At 63.7% G+C, this 16683-nt stretch carries 12 protein-coding genes and 1 pseudogene; 9 read left to right on the forward strand and 4 right to left on the reverse strand.

What is annotated here, in order from left to right:
* Nucleotides 1-22 precede the first annotated feature (22 nt).
* The 3 genes from OKW43_RS01105 (at nt 23) to OKW43_RS01115 (ending at nt 2487) form a co-directional block, all read left to right on the forward strand.
* Nucleotides 23-916, forward strand: coding sequence for a 2-hydroxy-3-oxopropionate reductase (locus OKW43_RS01105; RefSeq protein WP_429444665.1), 894 nt, complete (start codon nt 23-25; stop codon nt 914-916).
* A gap of 414 nt (nt 917-1330) precedes the next feature.
* Nucleotides 1331-2197, forward strand: coding sequence for an RNase A-like domain-containing protein (locus OKW43_RS01110; RefSeq protein WP_429444667.1), 867 nt, complete (start codon nt 1331-1333; stop codon nt 2195-2197).
* Nucleotides 2197-2487, forward strand: a complete 291-nt coding sequence (locus tag OKW43_RS01115) for a contact-dependent growth inhibition system immunity protein (RefSeq protein ID WP_429444669.1) — start codon at nt 2197-2199, stop codon at nt 2485-2487. Before OKW43_RS01110 ends, OKW43_RS01115 begins: the two co-directional genes overlap by 1 nt.
* 137 nt (nt 2488-2624) lie before the next feature.
* Here OKW43_RS01115 and OKW43_RS01120 read toward each other — a convergent pair whose 3' ends face one another.
* The 3 genes from OKW43_RS01120 to OKW43_RS01130 all read right to left on the reverse strand — a co-directional run bounded on the left by OKW43_RS01120 (nt 2625) and on the right by OKW43_RS01130 (nt 5849).
* Nucleotides 2625-3923 carry an MFS transporter gene (locus OKW43_RS01120; protein ID WP_187636860.1) on the reverse strand — a complete coding sequence of 433 codons (1299 nt, stop codon included), beginning with the start codon at nt 3921-3923 and terminating at the stop codon, nt 2625-2627.
* A gap of 45 nt (nt 3924-3968) precedes the next feature.
* Nucleotides 3969-4763: an NAD-dependent epimerase/dehydratase family protein gene (locus OKW43_RS01125; protein ID WP_429444671.1), complete on the reverse strand. Its 795-nt coding sequence runs from the start codon at nt 4761-4763 to the stop codon at nt 3969-3971.
* A 264-nt stretch (nt 4764-5027) separates the two neighbouring features.
* Nucleotides 5028-5849 carry an alpha/beta fold hydrolase gene (locus tag OKW43_RS01130; RefSeq protein ID WP_187636858.1) on the reverse strand — a complete coding sequence of 274 codons (822 nt, stop codon included), beginning with the start codon at nt 5847-5849 and terminating at the stop codon, nt 5028-5030.
* 634 nt (nt 5850-6483) lie between these two features.
* Between OKW43_RS01130 and OKW43_RS01135 the strand changes: the two genes are divergently transcribed.
* From OKW43_RS01135 to OKW43_RS01150, 4 genes are all read left to right on the forward strand, one after another.
* On the forward strand, nt 6484-7908 hold the full coding sequence (locus OKW43_RS01135) for a cytochrome ubiquinol oxidase subunit I (RefSeq protein ID WP_187636857.1): 1425 nt from the start codon (nt 6484-6486) through the stop codon (nt 7906-7908).
* A 22-nt stretch (nt 7909-7930) separates the two neighbouring features.
* Nucleotides 7931-8935 carry a cytochrome d ubiquinol oxidase subunit II gene (cydB, locus tag OKW43_RS01140; RefSeq protein ID WP_187636856.1) on the forward strand — a complete coding sequence of 335 codons (1005 nt, stop codon included), beginning with the start codon at nt 7931-7933 and terminating at the stop codon, nt 8933-8935.
* Nucleotides 8910-9107 carry a hypothetical protein gene (locus OKW43_RS01145; RefSeq protein ID WP_187636905.1) on the forward strand — a complete coding sequence of 66 codons (198 nt, stop codon included), beginning with the start codon at nt 8910-8912 and terminating at the stop codon, nt 9105-9107. The genes cydB and OKW43_RS01145 overlap by 26 nt, the downstream gene beginning before the upstream one ends.
* A 251-nt stretch (nt 9108-9358) precedes the next feature.
* Nucleotides 9359-10102 carry a response regulator transcription factor gene (locus tag OKW43_RS01150; RefSeq protein ID WP_187636855.1) on the forward strand — a complete coding sequence of 248 codons (744 nt, stop codon included), beginning with the start codon at nt 9359-9361 and terminating at the stop codon, nt 10100-10102.
* Here OKW43_RS01150 and OKW43_RS01155 read toward each other — a convergent pair.
* A pseudogene (locus OKW43_RS01155) lies at nt 10068-11946 on the reverse strand (ATP-binding response regulator). The gene OKW43_RS01150 and the pseudogene OKW43_RS01155 sit on opposite strands and share 35 nt — an antisense overlap.
* Nucleotides 11947-12223: 277 nt before the next feature.
* Here OKW43_RS01155 and OKW43_RS01160 point away from each other — a divergent pair.
* Together OKW43_RS01160 and OKW43_RS01165 are read left to right on the forward strand one after the other, a co-directional pair.
* The gene (locus OKW43_RS01160) at nt 12224-13015 is read left to right on the forward strand and encodes a hypothetical protein (protein WP_429444675.1); all 792 of its coding nucleotides are present in this window, start codon (nt 12224-12226) and stop codon (nt 13013-13015) included.
* Nucleotides 13016-13266: 251 nt separating this feature from the next.
* The gene (locus tag OKW43_RS01165) at nt 13267-16683 is read left to right on the forward strand and encodes an alpha/beta fold hydrolase (protein WP_429444677.1); all 3417 of its coding nucleotides are present in this window, start codon (nt 13267-13269) and stop codon (nt 16681-16683) included.

Below are 16683 nucleotides of genomic sequence, written 5' to 3' on the forward strand. Positions count from 1 at the left end.
CACGACATCTTTGGAGCATTCCATGAAAAAAGCAGGCTTTATCGGACTCGGCATCATGGGCAAGCCCATGGCCGCCAACCTTCTGAAAAACGGCGTGCCGCTCGCCGCGTTCACGCGTAGCGGCGTGCCCGCCGAGCTCACGCAGGCTGGCGCGGTCGCATGCGAGAACCCCGCCGCGCTCGCCGCGCACGCGGATGTGATCTTCATCATGGTGCCGGACACGCCGGACGTCGAACGCGTGCTGTTCGGCGAGAACGGCCTCGCGAGCGCGCTGCGCGCCGGCCAGACCATCGTCGACATGAGCTCGATCTCGCCGATGGCGACTCGCGACTTCGCGGCGCGCGTGCGCGGAACCGGCGCCGACTATCTCGACGCGCCGGTGTCGGGCGGTGAAGTCGGCGCGAAGGCCGGCTCGCTGACCATCATGGTCGGCGGCGAACAGGCCACGTTCGACAGCGTGAAGCCCCTGTTCGACATGATGGGCAAGAACGTCACGCTGATCGGCGCGGTCGGCGCGGGCCAGGTGTGCAAGGTCGCCAACCAGGTAATCGTCGCAGCGACCATCGAGGCGGTCGGCGAAGCGCTGCTGCTCGCGTCGAAGGCCGGCGTCGATGCGGCGCGCGTGCGTGAGGCGCTGATGGGCGGCTTCGCATCGTCGCGCATTCTCGAAGTGCACGGCGAGCGCATGACCAGGCGCACGTTCGATCCGGGCTTCCGCATCGAACTGCACCAGAAGGACCTGAACCTCGCGCTGTCGACCGCGCAGGCGCTCGGCGTGTCGCTGCCGAACACCGCCACCTGCCAGGCGCTGTTCAACGCGTGCGTCGCGCACGGCGGCAAGGCATGGGACCACTCGGCGATGGTGCGCGCGCTCGAAGTGCTCGCGAATCACGAGATCGGTCAGAAGACCGCGTGATTTGACCTGGGTTCGAAATAGTTGCGATCGGGTTGTCCGTCGGTCTTCATGTGACTGATGGCCGACTCGATCGCAATTCGTCGCCTGATCAAGAGCGACGCTCTTTCCGCGGCATCGCTCTGAATTGCCGCCTGATCCAGCGCTTCCAACCAGCGTAGGACCATCAACGCGTGAGCATGGCTCGCGACCTTTAGTCTCCCCTCAGTAACGGCAGTTGCTTTCGCAATTCCATTGTGAGCTACTCGCCCAGCTTGCGCCTGTTCACAGCACACGACGTGGGTATGGCCGCGCTGCCATGGCATTCGCCTCCATGCCCTTGCGCCATCCAATCCGACCAACGTCCGTTCGAGCGAACCATCGGGGACGCAAGAATCATCCTTCGCCCATTCCCTCTCTCTGTACCCGGTTGTTAGCTTGATCGCCCCAACAACGACAGAGAAATCCAAAGTGTTCAATGACCCAAATCCGGACGGCGTGCGTGTCGTGCTCAGCGCGCCACAACTGGCGGCGGTGCTGACCCGCCAGTCGATCAGCTTCAGCGAAATGCTTTCCAACCGGCTATGGGGCGGGCTGCAACTCGTCGGCGGCCTTCTGGAAATGGTCGGAGCCGGAGCGCTGTGTGTGATGCCGGAACCGACCATGGCAAGCAAGGCCGGATGCGTTGTGTTCGGCGTACGCGGCTCGGACACAGCGGCCGCTGGCTTGCGTCAGATCTGGACGGCGCGAGATACGGCGACGCTGACCCAGCAGGGCACGACGAAACTCGCCGAAGCGATGAAGGCCAGTCCCGATATGGCGAACAATATCGGTCTGTGGCTCGATATGGTCGTGCCGTTTGGCTTCGCTAGTTCGGTCAAGGCTATACGGACTTCGCGGATCGTGATGGGCCGGATCAGTCTGGGCATGCACGAGGCGAAGGCGGGGAGCCGGATTGGCGGACATACGCTGCTGAAGCACGTCGGACGGACCGAAGCGCAGTTGCGGGAAAGGCTGCGCCTGGAACCGAAAAGAGACGTGGTATCGTCGTTTAGGGATTTAGCGGCGGCCGAATGGTCGATCTCTAGAGTGATGGAGTCCAACGCGTCTGAGATCAGGAATTGGGCTCAATCAAATCCGAGGCGATTTCTGACTTTATCTCAGGACGTCGGAAAAAAGGTAGGCTATGGAGTTATTCGGGAAACCGGAGAATTCAAGGACATGAGCACCGTTCATATCATCGTTAAATTTCAAGAATTCAACGGGATGCCATATTATATTTTTACGTCTTATCTACTGAAATGATGAACAAAGAGTCATATCCTCAGTTCTATGTCTTGTTTGGCGGATATCTCAACCAGGATAGTGATCTGTTAGGCGATAGCCTGGCGGAGGTTGTATCGTGCTTCAAGGGAGACAGTTCTACAGAAGAAATCGCAGAGACGCTGCGCGAAATAGATAAATATAAAAAAGAAGCAAGCGAGAATCTTGACCAAAAGTTTTACGAAGATTATGGATTTAATTTCTATCCGAAATTGTGGGGATACACGACCGCATCCTTTTTTGACGAATTAAAACGCCTGCTGGACGACTAATCTGCTTGCCGGCTGCAACGCTCGCGGCGCAACACCGCATCCCGCAAACGGCCGCAAAACCGACAAAAAACGGTGCCCACTCATGGGGCGCCGCTTCTTTCACCCGATCGGCCCACCGGAGCCGACCGCAGATCACATTACTTCGCCGTCACCGCATCCGGCAACGTCCACTTCGGCTCCGGCATCTTGTCCGAACTCCTGGCCATCAGGCAGACCACGGCCGCGGCAATCAGGTCGAATACCGCCAGCACGACGAACAGCGGGCTATAGCCGATCTGCGTAACGAGCACGCCGAACAGCGCGGTGAACGCAGCGGCGCCCAGATAGCCGGCCATGCCGCCCATGCCCGTCGCGGTCGCGACTTCGTGTTTACCGAACATGTCCGACGTGATCGCGTACAGCGCGCCCGACAGCGTCTGGTGCGCGAAGCCGCCGACGCACAGCAGCGCCACCGCCACGTACGGGCTCGCGACGAGACCCACGCACGCCGGCCCGATCATGAACAGCGCGCCGACCACGAACACCATCTTGCGCGACGTGAACAGCGACACCTTTGCATACTTGTGGAACAGCGGGCTCAGATAACCGCCGAGCACGCAGCCGATATCGGCGGCGAGGAACGGCATCCACGCGAACATCGCGACTTCCTTCAGGTTCATGTGACGCTCGGTCATCATGTACAGCGGAATCCACGCGTTGAAGGTTTGCCAGGCCGGCTCGGACAGAATCCGCGGAATACCGATCGCCCAGAAATCACGGCTCACCAGCATCGCGCGCCAGTTGCGTTTCGGCGTGCTGACGTCATCGTGATGCTTCGCTTCCTGGCCACTCAGAATGTAGTCACGCTCGGCGGCGCCCAGCAGCTTCTGGTTGCGCGGATGCTTGTAGGCGAGCATCCACAGCATGCTCCACACGATGCCCGCGACGCCGACGATCACGAACGCCAGTTCCCACCGGCCGTGAAACAGCGCCCACACGACGAGCGGCGGCGCAAGCAGCGCGCCGATCGACGAGCCGATATTGAACCAGCCGATCGCAACCGACCGCTCTTTCGCCGGGAACCACTCGCTGGTCGCCTTCACGCCAGCCGGAATACCGGCCGATTCGGCGAGACCCAGGATACCGCGGAACACCGCGAGGCTGCGCCAGCCCGTCGCCCACGCAGCCGCCGCGCAAGCCACCGACCACGCCAGCGCGAACACCGCGAAGCCGAGCTTGGTGCCGATCGTGTCGAGCACGAAACCGGCGACCGGCTGCATGAACGCATAGCAGAGCTGCCACGCCACGACCACGTGCGAATACTGCTCGGTCGTGATGTTGAGCTCCTTCATCATCGTCGGAGCCGCGACCGACAACGTGTTACGCGCCAGGTAATTGATGATCAGGCCGGCCGCGACCAGCGCGACCATCCACCAGCGAATACCCTTGATCTTCATTGCTGCTACTCCTCGTGATGCAATGCCCGTCAAACCGAACGGGACTTAAGCCTTGCGCGAATAGTCGATGCCGACGAAGCTGCCGCCCTGGTAGCGCTGGCACAGTTCATCGAGCGGATTCGGGCGCGACAGGACGTCTTGCGCGTAGTCCTCGGCGTTCTGCTTCGGCTCGTAGCCGAGGCACGCCGCGCCGCTGTTGTCCCACCAGCTGCGCGTGTTGGCCGACACGCCCCAGATGGTCAGGAAGCCGACGTCGTCCGCTTCGATGCAGCGCTCGAGGAAATGCATCAGGTCCTTGTGGCCGAACCAGGTGCTCAGGTGACGCTGCTCGGTCGGGCGCGCGAGGCAGCTGCCGATGCGCACGCACACGCTTTCGATGCCGTGCTTGTCCCAGTACATGCGCGCGAGCGCTTCGCCCCATACCTTCGACAGGCCATAGAAGCCGTCCGGGCGCAGTTCGCAGTCGAGGCTCAGATGCTCGGTGACCGGATACATGCCGATCGCGTGATTCGAGCTCGCGAACACGATGCGCTTCACGCCGTTGCGGCGCGCGCCTTCGTAGACTTCGACGAGGCCGCGCAGGTTGTTCTCGATGATCTCGGGCAGCGGACGCTCGACGCTCGTGCCGGCGAAATGGATCAGCACCTCCACGCCGTTCAGCAGACGGTCGACGACCGCCGGATCGCGCAAGTCGCCGTTCATGACGTCTTCGCCGTCGACGAGCGGCGTCAGCACTTTCGAGCCCGCGGCCGAGCGCAACGGCACGCCGCGCGCGACGAATTCAGCACGTACCACGGAGCCGAGCTGGCCGCCGGCGCCACTCAGGGCAATCTTCTTCATAGAGGTTCCTTTCACTGCGCCGCGCGCTAGTTGTACGATAACGTACTATCTGCGATGACCAAGCGGATTTCAACTCGGCATTTACCCTTAAATCGCAAAGGCCAGGTTCCGCATCCCATTTAAAAAACAAAGAGATGCGAACATCGTGTTCGTGTGACATCGTATAACTCGCCTACCCTCGCGGGCGCCGGGCGTTCGGCGCGAGCGGCGCGTCTGAACGCCGCCCGCACTTTCAACCGATCACATCATTGCGTTACCGATCGCTCAGGAGCCGATGAATTCAAGCAGGTCGGCATTGACCTTGTCGGCCTCCACCGTGCACATGCCGTGCTGGCCACCCGGATACACCTTTAGCGTCGCGTTCTCGACGATCTTCGCGGTCTGCCGGCCGGCTGCGTCGATCGGCACGATCTGGTCATCGTCACCGTGCAGCACAAGCGTCGGTACGTCGATCTTTTTCAGATCTTCGGTGTAGTCGACTTCGGAGAACTGCTTGATGCAGTCGTACAGCCCCTTGATCGAGCCGGCCATGCCCTGGCGCCAGAACGAATCGATGACGCCCTGCGACACCTTGGCGCCCTCGCGGTTGTAACCATAAAACGCCACGGCCAGGTCCTTGAAGAACTGCGAGCGATCGTCGACGACGCTCTTGCGAATGCCGTCGAACACGTCGATCGGCAAGCCGAGCGGATTGTCGGCGGTCTTCAGCATCAGCGGCGGCACCGCGCCGATCAGCACGGCCTTCGCGACGCGCCCCGTACCATGCCGGCCGATGTAATGCGCGACTTCGCCACCGCCCGTCGAATGGCCGACCAGTGTCGCGTCCTGCAGGTCGAGGTGTTCAATCAGCGCGGCGAGATCGTCGGCGTAGGTGTCCATCTCGTTGCCGTCCCACGGCTGCTCCGAGCGGCCATGACCGCGCCGGTCGTGCGCGATCACGCGAAAGCCCTTGCTGCCGAGAAACAGCATCTGTGCATCCCACGCATCGGCGGTCAGCGGCCAGCCATGCGAAAAAACCACCGGGCGACCCTTGCCCCAGTCCTTGTAGAAAATCGAGGTACCGTCTTTCGTCCTGATCGTGCTCATCTGCTGACTCCTTGTCGATGAAGTCTGCCGTCGCCGGCAGGTGGATGAAGCGAAGCTGCTCGCGAAGCATGCGCGCGACGCATGCGCGCGACGCATGACAGAACGCCATGCGGATACGGCAATGAGTAATGACCTATTGAGAAATTCCGCTGCGAAATAACATCAACACCAAATGAATGGCGAACGGATAATGCGCAACGAATACTGAAGAGAAATCGCTGAGACGGCGAGGCGGCAGCGTGCATCGTAGAAGTAAAAAAATGGCCCGGCTAGCACGCCAACCGACGAAGTCGGTTTGGATGGATCGATTGTCGGCTGGCGACGGATACGGCCCGCGAGCTTGCCGCGCAAGGCTGCGCGAAACGCATTGCTGCAGCGCGGTCGATTGACGCAGCGCACGCCACGACGCACATACGGCGATGCATCAGCCGCTAAAAGAAACCTGATAATCATCAATGGGTTGCCCCATTAACAAGCGCATTTCGCATAAAACAACGCGGTTCATTGACGCACCTCGCATCGCAGCAAATTTTGTTTCGATCCCCTACTCTTGCGCCATCTGCCCAGCGCAGTGCGCCCGACATCGGTCGACGCGCGTAAGTCCGCACATGCGGCTATCACGCACAACAGGATCATGAACTCCGCACTATCGGCATTCGATCTCGCTCGCATCCAATTCGCGTTCACCGTTTCTTTTCACATTGTTTTCCCCGCGCTCAGCATCGGTCTCGCCAGTTTCATCGCGGTTCTCGAATGGCGCTGGCTGAAGACCGGCAAGGCCTACTACAAAGATCTTTGTCTGTTCTGGTCGAAGATCTTCGCAGTGGCCTTCGGCATGGGCGTCGTCTCCGGCGTCGTGATGAGCTATCAGTTCGGCACCAACTGGTCGGGCTTTTCCCGTTTCGCTGGGCCCATCACCGGTCCGCTGCTGATGTACGAGGTGATGACCGCATTCTTTCTCGAAGCGGGTTTCCTCGGCATCATGCTGTTCGGCTGGCAGCGCGTGAGTCCGCGCGCGCACTTCGGCGCGACGCTGATGGTCGCGATCGGTACGCTGATCTCGACCTTCTGGATTCTCGCGTCCAACAGCTGGATGCAGACGCCGCAGGGCTTCGAAGTCGTCGACGGCCATGTCGTGCCGCTCGACTGGTTCAAGATCATCTTCAATCCGTCGTTCCCGTACCGGCTCGCGCATATGGCGCTCGCGGCGTTCATCGTCGCCGCGCTCGTGGTCGCGGCGGTCGGCGCATGGCATCTGCTGCGCGGCCGGCGCGATCCCGCCGTCAAGAAGATGTTCTCGATGGCGCTGTGGCTGCTGTTGATTCTGACGCCGATCCAGGCATTCGTGGGCGATCAGCACGGCCTCAATACGCGCAAGTATCAGCCGGCGAAAATCGCGGCGATCGAAGGCTTGTGGGATACCGAAAAAGGCGGCACCGCGCTGAACCTGTTCGGCATCCCCGACATGAAGGCGGAAACCACGCGCTACGCGGTGTCGGTGCCGCACCTCGGCAGCCTGATCCTCACGCATAGCTGGGACGGCGAAATCCGCGGCCTGAAGGAATTTCCGCCGCAGGACCGGCCGGATTCGACCGTCGTGTTCTGGAGCTTCCGCATTATGGCCGGCCTCGGCGTGCTGATGATCGCGATGTCGATCGCGGCCTGGGTGCTGCGCCGGCGCGGGCGCCTGTTCGAAGCGAAGTGGTTCCAGCGGCTGTGCGTCGCGATGGGGCCGAGCGGCTTCATCACGCTGCTGGCCGGCTGGGTCACCACCGAAGCGGGCCGTCAACCGTGGGTCGTGTACGGCGTGATGCGCACGTCGCAGGCGGTGTCGCCGCTGACCACGCAGCAGGTCGGTCTGTCGCTGATGACGTTCGTGGCCGTCTACTTCCTCGTGTTCGGCACCGGCATCTACTACATGCTGAAGCTGATGCGCTCCGGTCCCGCGCTGCCTGGCGGCATGTCGCACGACAGGCCGCCAGCCCTGCCGCAGCCGACGCCCGCGCAGACCGCGCGCCGCCCGCTGTCCGCCGCCGATCAGATGATCGACGCCGTCTAACCCACGCTTGAAGAGAAAGAACATGGACGTAACTGTCGTATGGGCCGCGATCATCGCGCTGGGCCTTTTCATGTACGTCGTGCTGGACGGCTTCGACCTCGGCATCGGCATCGTCTTTCCGTTCTTCCCCGACGAAAAGGAACGCGACCTGATGATGAACACGGTGGCGCCGGTGTGGGACGGCAACGAAACCTGGCTCGTACTCGGCGGCGCCGCGCTGTTCGCGGTGTTTCCGGTCGTCTACTCGACCGTGCTGTCGGCGCTCTATCTGCCGCTCGTGTTCATGCTCGTGTGCCTGATCTTTCGTGGCGTGTCGTTCGAGATCCGCGCGAAGTCGCGTCGCACGAGGCATCTGTGGGACCTCGCGTTCATCGGCGGCTCGGCGGGCGCGGCGTTCTTCCAGGGCATCGTGCTCGGCGCGTTTCTGCAGGGCATTCCGGTCGCCGATGGCGCCAATGCCGGCGACGGGTTCGGCTGGCTCACGCCGTTCAGTCTGCTGACGGGCCTCGGGCTCGTCGCGACCTACGCGCTGCTCGGCTGCTGCTGGCTGGTCGCGAAGACCGACGGCGATCTGCAGCGGCGGCTGCATCGCGTCGTCTGGCCGTTGACCGTGGTGCTGCTCGGCTTCATCGCGCTCGTGAGCCTATGGACGCCGCTGATGGATGCGGGCATCGCACAACGCTGGTTCCATGACGGGATCTTCTACCGTCTCCTACCGGTGCCGTTCCTCGTCGCGCTCTGCGCATTCTTCATGCATCGCGCGGTGCGCGCGCGCCATCACAACACGCCGTTCGCGCTCGCGCTGGCGCTAGTGCTGCTCGGCTATCTCGGTCTGCTCGTGAGCCTGTGGCCGTATGCGATTCCGTCGAGCATCACGCTATGGGAAGCCGCCGCGCCACGCACGAGCCAGACGTTCACGCTGGCCGGCGCGGCGGTGATCCTGCCGATCATCGTCGCGTACACGACGATGGGTTACTGGGTCTTTCGAGGCAAGGTGCGTCATGGCGACCAACATCACTATCATTGAAACGCAGCGTGCCCGCACATCGGCGCCCGCTGCCACTGCCGCGACGCCCAGCCGCAAACTGCCGGGCTGGCTGTGGTTCATCGCGCTATGGTGCCTCGGCGTTGCGGCGGCGATGTCGCTCGGTTTCGCCTTCAGGCTTCTGATGAATGCAACGTTGTTTGCGGTCAGATAGCGGCACGCGAACCCGTTTCGATCTGGCGAGCATAACCTGCTCGAGCGCGCAGAAGCGCTTCAAAAAAGGTACGCGCGGCTCGTCTACGTAGCAAGCCGGAACCTATGCGCGGGAGACCTGCCTTAACATCACGAAGCGCATCGAACGATGCCGGCAGCCGGCCACGCGCGTGGCGAAGTTAATCATGCTGCAACGGCGCATGCTGCAACGGCGGCAGCCCTCAACGGACAGGCTCGACTCGCGGAGACATCATGAAGTTTCTTGTAGCCGACGACCATGAACTGATCCGCCAAGGCGTCAAGGGCATGCTGCGCGGCTTCGATCCGGACGCCCAGTTCGACGAAGCCGACAGCTGGGAAACCCTCGCGAGCGCCGCGCGACCCGACGCGAATCACGATCTGGCGATCGTCGATCTGCACATGCCGGGCATGAGCGGCGCGATGTCGCTCGAAACGCTGCTGAAGGCGAACCCGGCGCTGCCGGTCGTGGTGCTGTCCGCGGAAGAATCGCCCGACGAGATGCGCGCGGTGCTCGCGGCCGGCGCGCTCGGCTTCGTGCCGAAGCGCCAGCCCGCCAGCGTGATGCTGAAGGCGATCGAGCTGGTGCTGTCCGGCGGTGCCTATGTGCCAATCGAGGCGCTCAGTCTGCTCGGTTCGCGCGAGACGCAGGCGGCCGGATGCGCGGGGGCCGATGCGAATGGACCGGCTGTCGTGCCGGTTCCGAGCGCCGCTCCGCAGAGCGAACCGCTCAGGCAGGCGCCGTCGCTGCAACCGCACCAGCAGCATCTGCTGGAGAACCTGTCACCCCGTCAGCAGGACATCATGCGGCTCGTGCATCGCGGCTGGACCAACAAGATGATCGCGCGCGAGCTCGGCGTCGCCGAAGGTACGGTGAAGGTGCATCTGTCGGTGATCTTCCGGGCGCTCGGCGTGCACAACCGGTCGACGGCGATCGCGGTGATCAATGGATGGCTGGAGGCGGGGAAGACGTTGTAGCGCCTGGCGCCGCGGGCGACGGCGCTGGGTCGGCCTCCGCCGCCCGTTGCCCCAACACCACCGCGCTCGCCAGCCGTCCCTGGTCCACCGCCTCCTGCCACAGCATGTCCAGCGTGCGCCGCAATCGTGCCGGCGTCACCGGCTTGTGCAGCACTGGAATTCCCTGCAGCGCGAGCGCCGCCAGTTCCGCCGACGCCATATCGCCAGTAATCAGCAGCGTCACCACATTGCCATGCCCCGCGTGCGCCAGCACGCCGCGCAATGCGCTGAGCGCCTGCGCGCCGGTGCGGTGATTCGCGAGCTGATAGTCGCACAGCACCGCGTCGGGCACGAAGCCATCCGCGAGCGCGGCGAGCGCCGCGGCTTCGTCACGCGCACCGCGCACGTTGCAGCCCCAGCGCTCGAGTAGACTCGCGAGGCCCTCGAGTATCGACGGATCGTCGTCGATGCACAGCACGCGCCGCCCTTGCGCGGTCGGGCCGCCCACGACCGAATCGTTCAGACTTGCGACGATGCCGCTCGCGTCGCCCGCCTGCACCGCAAAGCGGAACACCGAGCCGCGCCCCGGCGCCGAGCGCAGCTGCAACTCGCCGCCGAGCAGACCGACGAGCCGCCTGACGGTCGGCAGCCCGAGCCCGTGCCCTTGGCGCGCGTCGCGCTGCGGATTCTCGACCTGATAAAACTCCTCGAAGATGCGCTCGTGCTCTTGCGGCGCACATGCCGACGCCCGAATCGCGCACCTCGATATAGCCGCCCTTCTGTCGCCCCGCGCGCCGCAAGCCGAGCCAGATAGCGCCTTGCTCGGTGTAACGCACCGCGTTCGACAGCAGATTGCTCAGCACGCGTTCGAGCAGCACCGGATCGTCGTAGACGACCATCGAAGTCGGCGCGATGCGCAGCGCGAGCCCCTTCGCCGCGGCTTGGGGGCGATACTGGCTGCCCACCCGCTCGAACAGCTCGGAGAGCCGGAAGTGCAACCGGATCACCTGGGTCACGCCGCTTTCGAGCCGCGCAAGATCGAGCACCTGGTTGAACAGCTGATTGAGCGCCTCGACGTTATAGACGATGTGCCCGGCGGTCTTCGCGTGCTGCGCGGGCGTCGCCGCCGGGTCGTTCAGCGACGCCGCGAGCAGGCCGATCGCATGCAGCGGCTGACGCAGATCGTGGCTTGCCGCCGCGAAAAAGCGCGTTTTCGCGAGGCTCGCTTCTTCGGCGACGCACTTTTGCGCGGCAAGGGATTGCGCGAGGTATTGCTGATCGACACGCGCCTGCACGACCTGGCGAAACAGCTTGCGATAGCTCATCGCATAGACATTGATCGCGCAGAAGAAGAACGCCAGCACGATCGCCAGTATGGTGCGATCGAATGTGTGCGAGCCGAAATGCAGCACGATCGACGGCAGCAGCAGGAACGGAATCGACGTCGAAAAATTGAGGAGATCGAAGCCATTCGACATGAACACGCCCGCCGCGAGCGTCACCAGCATCACGGTATGCAATAGCGGCAGATCGGTCTGCGGACTCTGGAATGCGAACCACACCGCGAAGCCCGGCCCGCTGTAAAGAAGCACGCCGCGCAGCGCGTGCAGATAGATCCAGTCGCGCGGCGACACCAGTTGCGGATAGCGGCGATTGCAGATCCACAGCGCGAGGCCCGCGCAATTGGCGAGCGCATAAAAAACGAAGCATGCGATAAACAGCGGCGGCGACGGCACATGCGGCCAGTAGATCGCCACCAGCACCGCGATCGAAAACCAGTGCGAAAAGAACGCGATCGGGTCCTGCGCGTAGAGCACGCGCACGAGGTCTTCGTCAATGGCACGCCGGATCGGGTCGGCCCGCATGGGGCGTTCTCCTGTGTCGATCGGAACGGGAGCAAAGGCCAGGCACTGACGAGGCGGCGGTGCGAAAGCCCATCCTTCTGACGAATAGTCAGCAATCCGTCAGAAGGTTTACCCGGCAGTTTACCCATCAGCTAACACTTAATCCATATAGGCGAAGGCCTTGCGGCGAACCATACTGCATTCACGTTTCAACGCGGCATGTCATTCGTCTTCCCTCGCCTCGTGGCCTACGCGCCGCGGCCCGCCGCGCTCCCCGCCAACCGTGATGGAGGTTTCCATGGGCGCAGTCCCGAGCTACGAGTTCGCCCGCCAACTCGACGACGCGATCCTGCCCGAGCTGTGGCGCAGACGCACCCGGCTCTCCGCGGACGAAATGGTGTCGATGGTCGAACTGGTCAAGCGCGCGTTGCGGACCTACCACCCGCTCGAATTGCAGGCGCTCGGCGAGGACAAGGAAGAACTGGTCGCCCAGTTCATCTACGCGAAGGTGCTGCGCCTCGCGCCCGGCCACACCGAAACGAACGCGTGCGCAGACAGCGCGCCGTCCAACAGCTACGCGGTGTGCGCGTATTTCCGCCGCTATCTGATCGACTGCCTGCGCAGCGCGTGCCATCAGCGCAACGTGTCGATGGAAACCGAGGGCATCGCGCAGGAGATCGATCTGCACGCGCACGCGCTCGAAGACCCGGTGGCAAGCGTGCTGCTGCAATACGGCCTCGACGAACAGCACTTGCGGCGCGCGGCGCGCGAGTTCATCGAAGCGCTCGACGAACCGGAGCGGATCGTGTTGGCCGGCAGCCTCGGCTGGTGCTCGGAAGGCAAAGGCGGGCTCTCGGCGGTCGCGGCGCAGCATCGGGTGCCCTCTTATCACTATCGCGCGGTCAAACTCGGCGTCACCATGAAAAAGACGGCCGGCGCCGACGAATTTTCCAACACGAAGATCGGCCGCTGGCTCACCGATGTGCTCGGCATCGCGATCGACGTCGAGAATCGCGCGGCGATTCTGGTCACGCTGAATCTGCTCGCGGCGGAATCGAGCGATAGCGAATTCAATGAAGTGGCCGCGTAATAGTTCGGAGAACCAACAGGCCACATAAGAAGCGCGACAACAGCGCATGACCACCCGGCCGGGCACCACCGGCAACGGCCGGCCAGTCATGCCGCCCTGAGCGTCGCACGCTACGACTTCGGCGCGCCCTCCACGGCGCGCTTTTTTTCCCGCATATTCCGCCTACGATAAAAAAGCTGCCATCGCACGCCGTCTTTGTTGCGAAGTCGAGCTTCCGTTCCCCGCATCCGATTCCAGACGAGGTGGTCCTGATGAACCGCTTATCGAGCGCGCCGACGGCGCTGCAACGCCATTACGAAGTGGTCGTGATCGGGTCGGGCTACGGCGGAGCGATCGCCGCGAGCCGTATGGCGCGCGCCGGACGTCGCGTATGCGTGCTCGAGCGCGGACGCGAATTCATGGCCGGCGAGTATCCGCGCACGCCCGTGCAGGGCGCCGAGCAGATCCAGTACAACACGGCCGAGGCGCAGATCGGTTCGCCGCTCGCGCTGCTCGAAGTGCACGTGAACGAGGACGTCAACGCGGTGGTGGGCTGCGGACTCGGCGGCACCTCGCTGATCAATGCGAACGTCGCGCTCGAAGCCGATCCGCGCCTGTGGGACGACCCGCGCTGGCCGGCCGCGCTGCGCGGCGACCCGGCCGGGCGCGACGACGGCTATGCGCTCGCCTGGAAAATGCTGTCACCGTCGCCGGTGCCCGACGATTTCCCGCCGCTGCCGAAGCTGCAGGCGCTCGAAAAATCGGCGCGGGCGCTCGGCATGGCCGAGCGCTTCAGCCGTCCGCCGATCACGGTCACGTTCAAGGGCGGCCCGAACGCGGCGGGCGTCGAGCAGCAGCGCTGTGTCGGGTGCGGCGATTGCAACTCGGGTTGCAACTACGACGCGAAGAACTCGACGCACATGAACTATCTGCCCGACGCGGTCGCCCACGGCGCGCAGATTTTCACCGGCACGGCCGTGCATTCGGTGCTGCGCGATCCCGACACACAGCAATGGAAGGTCAACTTCCAGCTCGTGAAGCTCGGCCGCGAAAGCTACGACGCGCCCGATCTGTTCGTGCTGGCCGATATCGTCATCGTCGCGGCAGGCACGATCGGCTCGACGGCGCTGCTGCTGCGCTCGCGCAACGCGGGCTTGAGCACGTCAGAGATGCTCGGCCAGCATTTCACCGGCAACGGCGACGTGCTCGCCTTCGCGTACAACACCAGCGACACGATCAACGGCGTCGGCTGGGGCGAGCACCAGCAAGGGCAGATTGCGCCGGTCGGGCCGACCATCACCGGCCTGATCGACAATCGCGCCGGGCAGAACGACGTCAAGGATGGCTATGTGATCGAGGAAGGCTCGCTGGCCGGCCCGGTCGGCGAAGCGCTCGTCGGCATGCTCGGCGCGGTCGCGCCGCTCGAAGGCGTGGATGCGGCCGGGCCACCGTCGCTGCTCGAGCGCATGGCCTACGACGCGCGCGCGATCGAGAGCCTGCTCCGCGGCCCGTACCACGGCGCGCTCAATCACACCCAAAGCTACCTCGTGATGGCGCACGACGACGAAAGCGGCCGCATCACGGTCGGCGACCAAGGCCGCGCGCGCATCGAATGGAAAAACGCGGGGCGCCAACCGATCTTTCAGCGCATCGAGGACGTGCTGATCAAGGCGAGCGAGCCGCTCGGCGGCAAATATCTGCGCAACCCGATTTCGACGAAGATCGCCGGCCGGCGCACGGTGACCGTGCATCCGCTCGGCGGCTGCGGCATGGGCGAGGACGCCGGGCACGGCGTGGTCGATCATCTGGGCCGCGTATTCAGCGGCACGGCCGGCGCCGCGGTGCACGACGGCCTCTATGTGATGGACGGCGCGGTGATGCCGATGTCGCTCGGCGTCAATCCGCTGCTGACCATTTCCGCGCTCGCCGAACGCAATTGCAAGCTGCTTGCCAAAGCGCACGACTGGTCGATCGATTACACGTCGCAGGGCGCCGCCGCCGCGCCGCCCGCGCAGAAGATCGGCCTGCGCTTCACGGAGACGATGGTCGGCACCTATACGCCCAACGTGGCGGGACAAGCCGCAACGAGCCCGATCGAATTCACGCTGACGGTCGACTCCGACGATCTCGCCGATATGCTAGGCAACCCGGATCATCTCGCACGCACCGCCGGCACGCTGACCTGCCCCGCCCTCTCCGCGCAACCGCTGACGATCAGCGACGGCACGTTCAACCTGTTCGTCGTCGACCAGTCCGACGTCGACGAGCGCAACATGAACTACCGGATGACGCTCGACGCGGTCGAAGGCAACACCTGGTATCTGACCGGCAAGAAGATCATCACGCGCACGTCGCCGATCAACCTGTGGGAGCAGACCAACACGCTGTATGCGGAAATCCGCGCGTCGGCGCGGGACGATGCGCCCATCGTCGGCACCGCGACGCTGATCATCACGCCGGAAAACTTCCTGAAGCAGCAGCGCACGCTCGAAGTCACGCACGCGCCCGACCTGAAGACGCGCCTCGAATGGACGCTGAAGTTCGGCAAGTTTTTCGCGGGCGTGCTGTTCACCGAATACGGCGGCGTGGCCGCGCCGCTGCAGTTCTACGATCCGTACACGCCACCGCGCGCGAAACGCACGCTGCGCGCGCCGGCGCCGCAGGTCACGTACTTCGACACGCCCGACCGCACGAGACTCAAGCTCACGCGCTACTTCGATCCCGCCGCGGGCAAAGCCGCGAAGCCGATCCTGCTGATCCACGGCTCGGGCGTATCGAGCCGCATCTTCTCGACCGATCTGATACCGACCAACCTCGTCGAATATCTGTACGCGTCGGGCTACGACGTGTGGCTCGTCGATCTGCGCGTCAGCATCGAACTGCCGAGCGTGCTCGTGCCGACCAACGTCGACAAAGTCGCGCGCGAGGACATTCCCGCCGCCGTCGCGAAGATTCGCGAACTGACCGGCGCGCCGAACATTCAGGTACTCGGCCACTGCCTGGGCGGCCTCGCGCTCAGCATGTCCCTGCTGTATGGGCTCGACGGCGTGCGCTCGGCGGTGATTTCGCAGGTGTCCGCGCATCCGGTGCCGGGCACGTTGCAACGGATCAAGGCCGGCTTGCATATTCCCGACCTGATGCAGCATCTGCGCGTGCGCGATCTCACTGCCTATACGCAGGAAGATTCCTGGCCCGCAAACCTGTTCGACGAAGCGCTGCGTCTTTATCCGCTCGATCACGGCGAGGGCTGCGGCAATCCGATCTGTCATCGCGCGACGTTCCTGTACGGCCTGCTCTACGAGCACGACAAGCTGAACGAGACGCTGCATGCGAACCTGCAGGAACTGTTCGGCATTCACGACATGGCCGTGTTCCAGCATCTGGCCACGATGGTGCGCGCGGGCAAGCTCGTCGATGCGCGCGGCGACGATGTGTATCTGACCGGCGCGAACGGCATGAGAGGACTGGAGGGCCTGCGTCTGCCGATCGGCTTCATCCATGGCGAGAAGAACGAAACCTATTTGCCGGTCAGCACCGCGCGCACTTACGACCTGTTGCGCGAGCGCTTCCCCGACGAACCGTACGAGCGGCATCTGATTCCGGGCTATGGGCATATCGACTGCATCTTCGGCAAGAACGCGGCGGTCGATGTTTATCCGTTGATCGTCGGCTATCTGAACGCGCATTGA

It is taken from the genome of Paraburkholderia sp. WC7.3g (assembly GCF_050436345.1).
Classification (GTDB): Bacteria; Pseudomonadota; Gammaproteobacteria; order Burkholderiales; family Burkholderiaceae; genus Paraburkholderia; species Paraburkholderia podalyriae.